Below are 13087 nucleotides of genomic sequence, written 5' to 3'. Positions count from 1 at the left end.
CCCGAAGGAATGGGCAACATATTAACGTTCCAGTCTTCCCATCACCGATGCGCCGACCAGACCGCCGTCGGTCAGGAATTTCCCCGGCACCAGCAGCGTTTGTTCATAAGTGTGTAGAACCCCGCCGCGCACTTTTTCATCCAGCGCGGCGATCAGTTCTCTGGCAGAAGCCAGTCCGCCACCGGCGACAATTCGTGATGGCCCCAGAATATTAACCAGGAGTGCCAGCGGTTCAGCGACCAGTTCCAGCCAGGCATTAACGGTGAGAGACGCGTCAGCATCGCCATTCAGCCAGCCGGTCACAATCTCCAGACTGGTGCATTCCTGATGGTGGAAGTGCTGATGCAAACGCTCCATCCCGCGTGCGCCGCCGAGCATGTCCAGGCAACCCGTCTGACCACAACCGCATTTAAGCCGCGGAACGGAGTAATTTTCGCCATTAATTATCAGCTCCGTGCGGGTGATGGCGCCATGTCCCCATTCGCCGGTGACACCGCCGTGGCCGCGCACCAGTTGACCGTTGATCACCAGTCCGCCACCGACGCCGGTGCCGAGAATAATGGCGACCACCACCGGCTGATGTTGCGCGTTACCGGCATGGGCTTCGGCGAGGGCAAAACAGTCAGCGTCATTTGCCGCCGTCACCGGCCGTGCAAGCGCAACGCTGAGATCTCGTGCCAGCGAATGGCCAGTAAAGGCAGGAATATTGGTCGCCAGCATTTCTCCGGTTTGTGGCGAAACCAGTCCGGCAGTGGAAATCGCCAGCGGTGTACCGGCAGGCAAGTCCGCGCCAAATTTGTCGATCAGATTTTGCATCGCCTGTACAAAATCGTCCCATGAAGAAACCGGCGTCGGGACTTTGCCGCATTCTTCCATTTCGCCCGGATGGCGCGAAACACCAAACTTAATAAATGAACCGCCGATATCGGCGCAAAAAACAGCAGAAGTCATGATCGTGTGTCCAGTAAATCTCGCAGCCCGTCGCCCAGCACGTTAAAACCAAGCACGGTCAGCATAATGGCCAGACCCGGGAACAGCGAAAGGTAGATATTTATGCCGAGGAAGTTGCGGCCATCGCTCATCATGGTACCCCATTCTGGCATCGGCGGCTGCACACCCAGACCGAGAAACGACAGGCTGGCGGCGGCAAGAATAACAGTGCCGGCGGTGAGCGTCGACTGTACGATGATGGGTCCGATGGCATTGCGCAAAATGTAATGCACGATGATGCGGTAATTCGACAACCCTAGCGCCTGCGCCGCTTCAACATATTCCATCTGCTTTAAACCGAGCGTCAGGTTACGGCTCAAACGCGCATAAACCGGAATGGCGAACAGCGAAATAGCAATCAGAAGATTCACCAGACCGCCGCCGAGAATACTGACCACCAGAATCGCCAGTACGATGCCCGGAAACGCAAACAACATATCCATAAACCACATGATGATCATGTCGGTATAACGACCGGCCATACCGGCAATAATGCCCAGCGGAATACCGATAATCATGGCCAGCCCGACGCTCAGCACCACTTCCATGATTGAAATGCGCGCCCCGTAAATGACGCGGGCGAAAATATCGCGCCCGTAATCGTCCGTGCCAAACCAGTGATCGGCACCCGGCGAAAGCAGGGTATCGATCAGGTCTTGCGCGTAAGGGTCATGACGGGTAATCAGCGGGGCGAACAGGCCCATCAGCACGATCAGGCTGACGATAAATCCGCCAATGGAGACTGCCGGATGTCGCCACAACCAGCGGAAAAACCGCAGCGTGCGCGGTTTGCGACGGGGTAATTGCGTGATAATGGCAGACATTAATCGAACCTTATTTTTGGATTCAGGAAAGCGATCAGTAATTCACCGAGCAGATTCATCACCACCACACCGCAGACAGCCACCAGCGCGACGCCCTGAATGACCGGATAGTCGCGATACCGCACGGAATCCACCAGCAGGCGGCCAATGCCCGGCCAGTTAAAGACGGATTCGGTGACCACTGCGCCGCCAATCAGACTGCCGAAATTTAGCGCCACAATGGTAACAATCGGGATCAGCGCATTGCGAAATGCATGGCTGCAATACACGGTCGTGGCAGACAATCCTTTAGCGCGGGCGGTACGGATATAATCTTCCGAGAGCACATCCAGCATGCTGGAACGCGTCATGCGCGCCATCACCGCCATCGGCAAAACGGCCAGCGTCACGGAGGGCAAAATGTAGCTTTTCCATGACGTTGCACCGAGTAACGGCAGCCAGCCGAGATTGACCGAGAAGGTGTTCATCGCCATCAGCCCCAGCCAGAAGTTGGCGATGGAGGCACCGGCAATCGCCAGCAACATCACGCCAAAATCCGGCCAGCGATTGCGGTACACCGCGCCTATCATGCCCGCCGGAACGCCAACCGCCACGGCCAGAAAATACGACAGCACCGCCAGCATCAGCGTGTAAGGCATGCGCTCCCCGATTTCCTGCGTCACCGGCTGCTGCGACTGCAAGGAGACGCCGAGATTGCCATGCAGAACGTCACCGGCAAAATGCAGATACTGCGTCACCAGAGGCTGATCCAGCCCGAGGCGCACGCGCATCGCATCAACGGCTTCCTGCGTGGCTTCAGGCCCGGCCATCAGACGTGCCGGATCGCCCGGCAGCGCGCGGATGGACACAAAAATCAGCATCGATACCCCGATCAGAATGATCGGGAAGGCGATGAGTTTTTTGGCAAGATAGGCTTTCATGGCTATTTTCCACTGTAAATGCTGCGGTTATTTTTTCTGTGCATCTTTCACTACAATTTGCCCGCCTGGGATCATCGTGACGCCGGAAATGTTTTTGCCGGTGGCATACAAATCATTCTGGTAATACAACAATACCTGTGGCGCCTGCTGGTTAATTTCTTTCTGCGCATCGACATAAATCGTGTTACGGGTATTTTCATCCAGCGTCGAAGCGGCTTTGTCTAACATTTCATCAAGTTTAGGATCATTGAAGAAACCGAGATTTGCGCCGCCCGGAGCAAAACTTTTGCTGTAGTACAGCGGACGAAGTTGCAGGTCTGCGCCGTTCGCGCCGGAAGACCAGGAGGCCAGAACCGCACCGGTGTTATCGGCTTTTTTCCCGGCCTGATCGGCAAACGCCGCTTTGGTCCACACGCCGCTTTCCATGATTTTCACATCCAGCTTCACGCCGATTTTCGCCCACATGCTTTGCAGTACCTGACCGATCCGGGCGTCCTGACCTTGCACGGCAATCGACATGGTAAATCCGTCAGTGACACCGGCTTCTTTGAGCAGGGCCTTGGCTTTTGCCAGATCCAATGGATACGGGTTCAGGGTTTTGTCATAACCGGCGGTGACCGGCGCGAGCGGAGAGTTCGCCGGTTGCGCGAAGCCGGACATGATGGCGCGCACCAGGCCGTCGCGGTCAGTGGCGTAGTTCAGCGCCTGGCGCACACGAACGTCGCTGAGGGGTTTGAGATCGGTATTCAGCGCCACCCAGAATACGGAAGCACCCGGACTTTCATGCAGGTCGAACTTCGGATTGTTTTTCAGTACGCGCGCAAACTGCGGTGGCACCGGGTTAATCACGTCAGTTTCGCCAGCCTGTAAAGCCATATTCATGACTGAAGGCTCAGCGCTCCACGTCCATTTGATGTCATCCGGCCCGGCGGCTTTGTCGCCCCAGTAGCCCGGATATTTTTCTTCCAGAACGAATTCACCGGTTTTGTACTGCACCATTTTGTACGGGCCGGTACCGACAGCTTTGCTGTCGAGCGTCCCGGTTTTATCGGCGGTCGGGCTGACCATCAGACAGGCACCGGTCGTCAGTAAATTCAGGAACGCCGGATAAGGTTTTTTCAGTTTGAAAACAACGGTGGAATCGTCGGTTTTGGTCACGCTGTCGAGGAAGGTGCGCAGACGTCCGCTGGCTGCCAGACCACGTTTGGTATCGAGATGGCGGGCAAAGTTGGCGACAACCGCATCGGCGTTGAACGGCGTGCCGTCATGGAAAGTGACGCCGCTGCGCAGTTTGAAGGTCCACACCAGCCCGCTTTCATCGCTGCTCCACGAGGTCGCAAGCGCGGCTTCAGGTTTCAGCTGCGGCGACATGCGCAACAGGCCTTCATACATCGGATCCAGCACGGTACCGGTAAAGGTCGCGGTCTGGTTGCCCGGATCCATACTGCGCGGCGCTTCGTTTTGCATCACGTTCAGTGTGGCGGCGAAAACCGGCAGCGAAAACGCCGCCAGAAGTGCGCTGCTCAGCAGTGTTAACTGCACGGGACGCCGGATGTAACGGGTAATCTTCATGTTCTGCCCTCTGCGTGAAAAATCGGATTAATTGGCTCTGGCTACGTCTGCCGGTTCGGTGAAAAGCCGGTTTTAATGACAGTTTGTTTTAACAAAGAGATTTAACAAATAGTTCATATGAAATACTTATATACCAACATTTAGTTTATTTTGTGAACTAATTGGTATTGATATATCCATTTCTACCGTTTAATGTCAATGCAGATGACCGAAAACTGAGAGCGCCTGAACGAATATGCTAACAACTTTGCAACGTCAGATATTGGGTGCGGTAAATGCATCCGGCGGTCTGAGCCGTACGGAACTGGCGCAGCTTTCAGGAATGAGCAAAGCAGCGATTGGCGGCGTGGTGCGTGAAATGCTCGACGCCGGTTTCCTGCACGAAGCGGAAACCGTGCCGGGAAACGGACAGGGAAGACCGTCGGTGAGGCTGGTGGTTCATCCGGATGGTGCTTGGTTTGCAGGCGTTTCTTTGCTGCAAAATCCGGCGCAGATGGCGCTGATCAATCTGCATGGCGAAATCCTTTCGCGGGTTTCTTTCGACGCAGATGCCAGTCCGCAGCGGCTGGCAGAAAATATCGCCAGCGCGTTACCGGCACTGCTGGAACCCCATCCGGAAGCGGCGAAAAAGCTGGTCGGACTGGGCGTGACGCTATCCGGCCTTATCGATGAACATCAGTCCACCTGCGTGCAGTCGGCGCTGCTCGGCTGGCGCGATGTGCCGCTGGCCAGTCTGATTTCGCAGGCAACCGGCATGGACGTGGCAATCGAAAATGACGCCAAGGCACTGGCGGTGAGTGAGAAAAATTTCGGACAGGCACGGGATCTGAGCAGCTTCACGCTGGTCAGCCACGGTGCCGGGATTGGCAGCGCGCACTTTGTTGCAGGTCAGTTGCATCGCGGCTTGCATGGCGGCGCAGGGGAAATCGCCCACTGCACGCTGGAGCTGAATGGTTTGCCGTGCCGCTGCGGTAAACGCGGCTGTCTGGATACGCTGGCCTCCCTGAATGCCATTGCGGAAATGGCCAGAGATGGCGGGCTGGAAGTGACCACCATCGGCGGCCTGGAAAAGCTGGCGATGCAGGGCGTGAGCGAAGCGGTGCGTATTCTGCATCGTGCCGGGTCGGCGCTAGGCTTAGCGATATCCCATCTGATTCAGATTAATGACCCGGACCTGATCCTGATTGCTCATCAGGACGCCGATTTTTCCGGGCTGTTTGGCACGGTTGTTCATCAGTCTATCGAAGCGAATGTTTTGCCGGGAAATGCCGGGAAAACGCCGGTTCGCACTTTTACCCTAAACGACGACACCTGGGCGCGCGCGGCGGCGAGTATTGCTGCACATCGCTTTCTGGTCGGTCTGAAGCCTGTCTGAGGAATTATCAACATGCGTATAGCTGTCAGCGGTATCCACATTGAATGCAGCACTTATAATCCGGTGCTGAATGAGGAAAAGGATTTCACCGTCGTGCGCGACGCCCAGCTACTGGCGTCCCCGCGATTTCGTTTTTTGCAGGATTATCCGGCAACGTTTTTACCGACAATTCACGCCCGCGCCATTGCCGGTGGTCCGGTAGCGCGTGCGACTTACGATAAATTCAAAGCGGAAATGCTGGCTGGCCTGGAAGCACAAAAACCGTTTGATGGTTTGTATCTGGCGATGCACGGTGCGATGTATGTCGAAGGGTTGGAAGATGCCGAAGGTGACTGGATAGCCGCAGCGCGTAAAGCTGTCGGGCCGGATTGCCCGATCAGCGTCAGTTACGATTTGCACGGCAATGTCTCGCAGCGGATTATTGACGCCATCGACATTTTTTCAACTTACCGCACCGCGCCGCATATTGATGTCGAGGAAACCATGCGTCGTTCGGTCGCCATGCTGGTGAAACATCTGCAAACCGGCGTGAAACCGACGCTGCTGTGGGTGCCGGTGCCGGTGGTGTTACCGGGCGAGCGCACCAGCACGGAAGATGAACCGGCGAAAAGTCTTTATGCCCGTTTGCCACCAATGGATGAAGTGGAAGGTGTGTGGGACAGTTCTCTGATGGTGGGTTATGTGTGGGCAGATGAGCCACGAGCGACGGCGGCGGTGATCATGACCGGCACCGATCGCGTTGCGCTGGAACAGCAGGGTACGCAACTGGCGCAGGCTTACTGGGACGCGCGTGAAGATTTTGTGTTTGGCTGTGAAACGGACACCGTCGAAGCCTGCGTGAAAAAGGCGATTGCCTGTGAAACGCGGCCGGTGGTGCTGGCGGATTCCGGCGATAATCCGACGGGTGGCGGTGTGGGCGACCGTGCAGACGTGTTGCAGGAACTTATCAAACAGTACGCGCAAAATACGATTGTGGCCGGGATTGCCGATGCGCCTGCGACCGACGCGGCATTCAATGCTGGCGTGGGCTCAACGCTGACGCTGACGCTCGGCGCTTCGCTGGATCCTTCCAGCCCGCAGGTGAAAGGTGAATTCGGGGTGGTGTTCCTGCTCGACGCACTGACACCGGCTGACCGTCAGGCGGTGTTGCGCATAGGCGGAATTGATGTGGTGGTGTCAGCGCGTCGTCGTCCGTATCACAACATCAGCGATTTCACCGTGCTGGAACTGGATCCGCATACCGCCAATATCGTGGTGGTGAAATCAGGCTATCTTTCACCGGAACTGGCACCCATTGCCAGTCCGAACCTGATGGCGCTGTCTAACGGCGTGGTGGATCAGTTTGTTGAGCGCCTGCCGCGCAACCGCAAAGCGCGCAAAACTTTCCCTTTTGACAGGGATTTCAGTTACACGCCGCAGGTGCAGCTTTCCGCCCGCAGTAAATAATTCAGGAGCCAATATGATGAATCAGACTGCCGGACAGCAGGAAAAACGTCAGCCCGTGCTGAGCGTGAAGCATCTGACCACTTCATTTCTCGGCGAGGACGACTGGCTGCCGGTAGTGCGCGATTTGTCGTTTGACGTCTATGCCGGAGAAACGCTGGCGATTGTTGGTGAATCCGGTTCAGGTAAGAGCGTTACGTCGCTGTCGGTGATGCGGTTGCTGAAAGCGCAAAGCAGTCGGATTGAGGGTGAGGTCTGGCTCAATCAGCGCAATGTATTGAGGCTGTCGGACAAGCAGATGCGTGATATCCGCGGCAATGAGATGGCGATGATTTTTCAGGAACCGATGACGTCGCTCAATCCCACTTTCAGTATTGGCCGCCAGATTGCCGAAAGCCTGAAGCGGCATCGCGGAATGTCTTCTGCACAAGCGCGGGCTGAAACCCTGCGGTTGCTGGAGAAGGTACGCATTCCCAATGCCAAAGCGCGTTTTGACGAATATCCGCATCAGTTTTCCGGCGGTATGCGTCAGCGCGTGATGATTGCGATGGCACTGGCGCTGAAACCTAAATTGCTGATTGCCGATGAACCCACGACCGCGCTGGATGTGACGATTCAGGGACAAATTCTGGATTTGATCAAAACGTTGCAGGAAGAAGAGGGGATGGCGGTGCTGTTCATCACGCACGATATGGGCGTGGTGGCGGAGATTGCCGACCGGACGCTGGTGATGTATCGCGGAGAAGCGGTGGAAAGCGGGGCAACGGAGGATATTTTCCATCGTCCGCAGCACCCCTATACCCGCGCATTGCTGGCGGCAGTGCCTAAATTAGGGTCGATGCAGGGGCGCGACTGGCCACTGCGTTTCCCGCAAATCAATCTGCAAACCGGCGAAGCCAGTGTGCCGCAGGAAGTGGCGGGAACGATAGATTCCGGACTGACGCCGTTGTTATCGGTGAAAAATCTCAGCGCGCGTTTTCCGGTGTATGGCGGTATTTTCAGCCGTCAGGTAGGCGCAGTTCATGCAGTGGAAAACATCAGCTTTGATTTATTTCAGGGGGAAACGCTTTCGCTGGTCGGTGAGTCTGGCTGCGGAAAATCCACCACCGGCCGCGCGGTAACCAGGCTGCTAAAACCACACAGCGGCGCGATTGATTTCGACGGCTTTGATGTCACGAACCTGGGTAAACGCGACATTCTGCAAATGCGTCAGCGCATTCAGATGATATTCCAGGATCCGTTCGCCAGCCTGAATCCGCGTATGCGCATTGGCGACGCGCTGATCGAACCGATGTTGCAACACAAACTGCATAACCGCAGCGATGCGAAAGAGAAGGCGGCATCTCTGCTGCAAAAGGTCGGGTTATCGCCGGATATGCTGCGCCGTTTTCCGCATGAGTTTTCAGGCGGTCAGCGCCAGCGGATCTGCATTGCGCGCGCCCTGACGCTCGATCCCAAAGTGATTGTCGCCGATGAATCGGTTTCCGCACTGGATGTGTCAGTGAAAGCGCAGGTGGTGAATCTGCTGCTCGATTTACAGGAAAGCATGAACCTGTCGTATCTGTTTATTTCGCATGATATGGCGGTGGTCGAGCGGGTGAGTCATCGCGTTGCGGTGATGTATCTGGGCGAAATCGTGGAAATTGGCCCGCGCGCGGCGATATTTGATAATCCGCAGCATCCTTATACTAAAAAACTGATGGCGTCAGTTCCGGTGCCGGATCCGTCACGCAGAATGTTGAAACGACAAATGCAGGTGGATGAGCTGAAAAGTCCGGTGCGTGATAACAGTTATATTCCGCCGCAAAGACATTATCAGGAAGTATCAGCAGGACATTTTGTTCAGGTTTGATTGGGAATACAGAGAAGGTGTTTCTGGGAGGTGACTCAGGGATGAGTCTGATGCAAGAACTTCTGGAAGAGGGTGGTGGGGGAAGGATTACTCGGCCTCCGGCCTCGCCCTGCGGGTCGTTGCTGCGCAACGCTGTCTCGCTTTGCTCGGCTCAAACCTTCGGGTCGAAGGTTCTCTATCCTTCCCGATTTGCATTTTTATTTTAGTTTTTGAGTTTTCGGAAAAGGGAGGGGCTTCTGGAAGATGGTGGTGGGGGAAGGATTCGAACCTTCGAAGTCGATGACGGCAGATTTACAGTCTGCTCCCTTTGGCCGCTCGGGAACCCCACCACAATTTTTCGTGGTATTTACTACATACTTCTTAGCCATAAATCATCATGCGCTACATGGATGATTTCTCGTTACAGCGGTTAGCTGCGAACGGGGCGCATAATACCAAATGATTCGAAGGTGTAAAGCGCTGAAAGCGATAATAAAGTTCGTTTGCGGCTTTTTTGTTCTTAACGGTGCTTCTCTGAACGAAAAGCACCGTCAGAATGCGGTTTACAGAATTACCGTACGGTTTCCGTAAACAAATACGCGCTGCGCCAGCACGCGGTATAACGCCCGGCTGAGGACGTTTTTCTCAACGTCACGTCCTGCACGCATCATATCTTCAGCGGTGTAAGTGTGATCCACGTTGATGACGTCCTGCATGATGATCGGGCCTTCATCCAGATTGTCATTGACGTAGTGAGCCGTGGCACCAATCAGTTTCACGCCGCGCTCATACGCCTGATGGTAAGGACGTGCGCCAATAAAAGCAGGCAGGAATGAGTGGTGAATGTTGATCACCTGATGCGGATAATGCTGCACAAAGCCCGGTGTCAGCACGCGCATGTATTTCGCGAGAACCACATAATCCGGCTGATACTGGTCAATTTGCGCAATCATCGCGCTGTCGTGCTGTTCGCGGGTCAGGCCGTCATGGCTGACCAGATGGAACGGAATATCGAAACGCTCAACCAGCGTCTGCAGGGTGTCGTGGTTACCGATGACCGCAGCAATCTCAACATCCAGACCACCGTAAGCCGCTTTCATCAGCAGGTCGCCCAGGCAATGCGCCTCTTTAGTGACCAGAATGACAATGCGACGACGTCCGGTGCTGTTCAGTTCACGGACGGAACCGGCTGGCAGTGCGCTGTCGAGGTCGGCCAGCAGGGTGTTGTCATTGAAAATCCCTTCCAGCTCTGTGCGCATAAAGAAGCGGCCGGTGCGGTGATCCACAAATTCATTGTTCTGCACGATATTGAGTTCGTGCTTGTAGCAAATGTTAGTAATTTTGGCGATCAGACCTTTTGCGTCAGGGCAAATGGTGCGTAATACCTTGGTTTGTACGTTCTGTTGCGGCATGAGGGTGTGGATCCTGTCCAAGACTTATAAATATTACGGTTGAATTATTTACCGCAGCACTTCTTATATTTTTTGCCGGAACCGCACGGGCAGGCGTCATTGCGGCCTGTCTGCGGCTTAATTCCATCGATATAGTACCAGCGTTCTTTTAAACGAAGAAATCGCGAGCGTTCATGGATGAGGTGAATGTGCTCATCACCGGTTTCTTTGAAGCGCGCGGCAAACTCGACGAAACCTTCATTATTGTCACGTCCGCCGGTTTCGCTGATCACCTGAAGTCCCTGCCAGTGTGTGCTGGTAAAGCCTTCCTGTAAACTGTCACGCCATCTTTCTGGTTGACAGTCTGGGTGCCAGGTAGCGATCAGATAACTCGCATTTTTCAAAACATAGGCTGTATAGCGCGAGCGCATCAAAGCTGCCGGAGAAGGCACAACTTTATTCTCAGTAATGTAGGGCTGGCAGCATTCTTCATAAGCAAGGCTGCTGCCGCAAGGGCAAAGTTCTGACACGGAAACTCCTGAAAAGGCAGGGCATCGGCATCCGATGCGCAGGCTGCGCTATTGAATGCACCAAAGTGATATGTTACCTAACAAACTCGCCGGGTGACAACGCGCTTCCCGGCCCATTCTTAAGATATGCGTAATATTAAGGTCATCAGATGAGCAGAAAAGTCACCATTGGTCTTGCCCTGGGGTCGGGAGCGGCAAAAGGGTGGGCGCATATTGGCGTGATCAATGCCCTGAAAGAAATGGATATTGAAGTCGATGTGGTGGCCGGTTGTTCGGTCGGGGCGCTGGTAGGCGCTGCCTATGTGAGCAACAGATTACCAGCGATTGAAAGCTGGGTGCGCTCATTCAGTTACTGGGATGTGCTGCGGCTGATGGATTTTTCATGGCGACGCGGCGGTTTGCTGCGTGGGGAGCGGGTTTTCAATGCGGTCGGTCAGTTGATCCGCATTGATGAATTTGAAAAATGCTCGAAGAAGTTTGGTGCCGTGGCGACCAATCTGAGTACCGGGCGCGAATTATGGCTGACTAAAGGCGATCTGCATCAGGCTATTCGTGCTTCGTGCAGTATGCCGGGCTTGCTGGCACCGGTCTGGCATAACGGTTACTGGCTGGTAGACGGTGCGGTTGTGAATCCGGTTCCGGTGTCGCTGACCCGTGCTCTGGGGGCGGATATCGTGATTGCAGTCGATCTTCAGCATGACGCGCACCTAATGCAGCAAGATTTGCTTACCGTTCAACCGACCGGAGAAGCACTAAATACTGAGAAAGAAGTCAGCTGGCGTGACAGAATCCGTCAGCGCTTAACCCGACCAAACGCCAGAAAGCCGAATGTCAGCCCTTCGGCGATGGAGATTATGTCTACCTCTATTCAGGTACTGGAGAACCGGCTTAAGCGTAACCGTATGGCAGGCGATCCGCCGGACGTGGTGATCCAGCCGTATTGCCCGCAGATTTCGACGCTGGATTTTCATCGCGCGGAAGAAGCGATAGAGGCGGGCCGTCTTGCGGTTGAAAAGCAAAGAGAGCAGTTGTTGCCCCTGATAAAAAATAGTCAATTCTGAATGGCTTAAAACGTCTTTGGTTGAATCTGACAATTCTGCCAAGCAAAAACAGGCTTTATGAGCCACTATTAGAATAAGAAATTCTGGGGGACCCTGATGGACAAGCCACTTACAAGCAAGCATATTCTCATCGTTGAAGACGAAGCCGTTTTCCGATCTATTCTTGCTGGCTATGTAAGTTCCCTGGGTGCCACCTTTACAGAAGCTGAGAATGGTCTTGAAGCGTTATCCCTGCTTGAAGACTACCCGCCTGACCTGATCCTCTGTGACTTAGCAATGCCAGAAATGGGCGGGATGGAGTTTGTCGAAAACCTGCGGTTGCAGGGCAACAAAATCCCGGTGCTGGTGATTTCTGCCACGGATAAAATGACAGATGTCGCTTCCATGTTGCGACTCGGCGTTGAAGATGTGTTGCTCAAACCCATTAACGATTTGCAGCGTTTACGTGAGGCGTTGCTTTCGTCACTGTACCCAAAGCTGTTTTCCTCGCAGGCCATGGAAGAAAGTTCGCTGGTTCAGGACTGGGAAGCGCTGTGCCGTAATCCCAATGAAGCGCAACGGTTATTGCAGGAACTGCAACCGCCGGTTCAGCAGACGCTGGCGAATTGTCGCATTAATTACCGGCAGCTGACGACGGCGGAGCGTCCGGGGCTGGTGCTCGATATTGCTGCGCTGTCATCCAAAGACCTCGGGTTTTATTGTCTGGATGTCACCCGCGCGAATGAGAACGGCGTTCTGGCGGCATTATTATTGCGGGCAATTTTTAACAGCTTATTACGTGAGCATTTGAGTAATCAGCAACAGCGGTTGCCGCAGATGTCAACATTGCTCAAGCAAGTTAATCATCTTTTCAGGCAGGCTAATCTTGAAGGGCAATTCCCTATGTTGCTCGGCTATTATCATGCGGGGTTTAAGAATCTCATTTTGGTTTCTGCCGGATTACATGCCAACGTCAATACCGGAACGAATATGATCCAGCTCAGTAACGGTGTTCCGCTGGGCACGACGGGCGCGACATATTCTAATCAAATTAGTCAGAAATGTGATGCGTGGCAGTGTCAGGTATGGGGTTCGGGTGGGCGTCTGAGATTAATGCTGTCCGTAGAGTGATCAAAGTTATTGTCTTTGATAATAATGCCTTAAAAACATT

The 13087-nt window shown here is 54.4% G+C and carries 11 protein-coding genes, 1 tRNA gene and 1 other RNA gene; 5 read left to right on the top strand and 8 right to left on the bottom strand.

Annotated elements, in window-relative coordinates; translation table 11 throughout:
* Nucleotides 1-21: 21 nt before the first annotated feature.
* Genes D5398_RS06295 through D5398_RS06280 form a run of 4 tightly spaced genes read right to left on the bottom strand, consistent with a single transcriptional unit; the run spans nucleotide 22 to nucleotide 4306 of the window.
* Nucleotides 22-951: an ROK family protein gene (locus tag D5398_RS06295; protein ID WP_120506838.1), complete on the bottom strand. Its 930-nt coding sequence runs from the start codon at nucleotides 949-951 to the stop codon at nucleotides 22-24.
* Complete coding sequence (locus D5398_RS06290; RefSeq protein ID WP_120506837.1) at nucleotides 948-1814, bottom strand: ABC transporter permease; 867 nt, start codon at nucleotides 1812-1814, stop codon at nucleotides 948-950. Before D5398_RS06290 ends, D5398_RS06295 begins: the two co-directional genes overlap by 4 nt.
* Nucleotides 1814-2734, bottom strand: a complete 921-nt coding sequence (locus D5398_RS06285; RefSeq protein ID WP_120506836.1) for an ABC transporter permease — start codon at nucleotides 2732-2734, stop codon at nucleotides 1814-1816. Before D5398_RS06285 ends, D5398_RS06290 begins: the two co-directional genes overlap by 1 nt.
* Nucleotides 2735-2761: 27 nt before the next feature.
* The gene (locus D5398_RS06280) at nucleotides 2762-4306 is read right to left on the bottom strand and encodes an ABC transporter substrate-binding protein (RefSeq protein ID WP_120506835.1); all 1545 of its coding nucleotides are present in this window, start codon (nucleotides 4304-4306) and stop codon (nucleotides 2762-2764) included.
* Between the two features lie 235 nt (nucleotides 4307-4541).
* Between D5398_RS06280 and D5398_RS06275 the strand changes: the two genes are divergently transcribed.
* Genes D5398_RS06275 through D5398_RS06265 form a run of 3 tightly spaced genes read left to right on the top strand, consistent with a single transcriptional unit; the run spans nucleotide 4542 to nucleotide 8976 of the window.
* Nucleotides 4542-5681: an ROK family transcriptional regulator gene (locus D5398_RS06275; protein ID WP_120506834.1), complete on the top strand. Its 1140-nt coding sequence runs from the start codon at nucleotides 4542-4544 to the stop codon at nucleotides 5679-5681.
* Between the two features lie 12 nt (nucleotides 5682-5693).
* Nucleotides 5694-7127, top strand: coding sequence for a M81 family metallopeptidase (locus D5398_RS06270; protein ID WP_120506833.1), 1434 nt, complete (start codon nucleotides 5694-5696; stop codon nucleotides 7125-7127).
* 16 nt (nucleotides 7128-7143) lie between these two features.
* Complete coding sequence (locus D5398_RS06265) at nucleotides 7144-8976, top strand: ABC transporter ATP-binding protein (protein ID WP_120507004.1); 1833 nt, start codon at nucleotides 7144-7146, stop codon at nucleotides 8974-8976.
* 70 nt (nucleotides 8977-9046) lie between these two features.
* On the opposite strand, the gene D5398_RS06260 is transcribed toward D5398_RS06265, so the two are convergent.
* The 4 genes from D5398_RS06260 to D5398_RS06245 form a co-directional block, all read right to left on the bottom strand.
* Nucleotides 9047-9176: non-coding RNA, RtT sRNA (locus D5398_RS06260), on the bottom strand.
* Nucleotides 9177-9220: 44 nt separating this feature from the next.
* Nucleotides 9221-9305 (bottom strand) — tRNA-Tyr (locus tag D5398_RS06255).
* Nucleotides 9306-9518: 213 nt separating this feature from the next.
* Complete coding sequence (purU, locus tag D5398_RS06250) at nucleotides 9519-10367, bottom strand: formyltetrahydrofolate deformylase (RefSeq protein WP_101076920.1); 849 nt, start codon at nucleotides 10365-10367, stop codon at nucleotides 9519-9521.
* 44 nt (nucleotides 10368-10411) lie between these two features.
* Nucleotides 10412-10876, bottom strand: a complete 465-nt coding sequence (locus D5398_RS06245) for a YchJ family protein (protein WP_120506832.1) — start codon at nucleotides 10874-10876, stop codon at nucleotides 10412-10414.
* 149 nt (nucleotides 10877-11025) lie between these two features.
* Here D5398_RS06245 and rssA point away from each other — a divergent pair, with 149 nt between their 5' ends.
* Complete coding sequence (gene rssA / locus D5398_RS06240; protein ID WP_120506831.1) at nucleotides 11026-11937, top strand: patatin-like phospholipase RssA; 912 nt, start codon at nucleotides 11026-11028, stop codon at nucleotides 11935-11937.
* Between the two features lie 96 nt (nucleotides 11938-12033).
* Entirely contained in the window at nucleotides 12034-13047 is a 1014-nt protein-coding gene (rssB, locus tag D5398_RS06235) for a two-component system response regulator RssB (RefSeq protein ID WP_120506830.1), read from the top strand.
* Nucleotides 13048-13087 lie beyond the last annotated feature (40 nt).

Origin of the sequence: Rahnella bruchi (assembly GCF_003614975.1) — a bacterium.
Taxonomy (GTDB): domain Bacteria; phylum Pseudomonadota; class Gammaproteobacteria; order Enterobacterales; family Enterobacteriaceae; genus Rahnella; species Rahnella bruchi.
The sequence above is the reverse complement of the archived record's forward strand: the minus strand, read 5'-3'. Positions and strand labels throughout refer to the sequence as shown.

Bases quoted from the DNA above. Each gene is read 5' to 3' on its own strand.
- D5398_RS06280 (WP_120506835.1), bottom strand. From the start codon at position 4,306: ATGAAGATTACCCGTTACATCCGGCGTCCCGTGCAGTTAACACTGCTG.
- rssA (WP_120506831.1), top strand. From the start codon at position 11,026: ATGAGCAGAAAAGTCACCATTGGTCTTGCCCTGGGGTCGGGAGCGGCA.
- D5398_RS06275 (WP_120506834.1), top strand. From the start codon at position 4,542: ATGCTAACAACTTTGCAACGTCAGATATTGGGTGCGGTAAATGCATCC.
- D5398_RS06265 (WP_120507004.1), top strand. From the start codon at position 7,144: ATGAATCAGACTGCCGGACAGCAGGAAAAACGTCAGCCCGTGCTGAGC.
- D5398_RS06270 (WP_120506833.1), top strand. From the start codon at position 5,694: ATGCGTATAGCTGTCAGCGGTATCCACATTGAATGCAGCACTTATAAT.
- purU (WP_101076920.1), bottom strand. From the start codon at position 10,367: ATGCCGCAACAGAACGTACAAACCAAGGTATTACGCACCATTTGCCCT.
- D5398_RS06295 (WP_120506838.1), bottom strand. From the start codon at position 951: ATGACTTCTGCTGTTTTTTGCGCCGATATCGGCGGTTCATTTATTAAG.
- rssB (WP_120506830.1), top strand. From the start codon at position 12,034: ATGGACAAGCCACTTACAAGCAAGCATATTCTCATCGTTGAAGACGAA.
- D5398_RS06285 (WP_120506836.1), bottom strand. From the start codon at position 2,734: ATGAAAGCCTATCTTGCCAAAAAACTCATCGCCTTCCCGATCATTCTG.
- D5398_RS06290 (WP_120506837.1), bottom strand. From the start codon at position 1,814: ATGTCTGCCATTATCACGCAATTACCCCGTCGCAAACCGCGCACGCTG.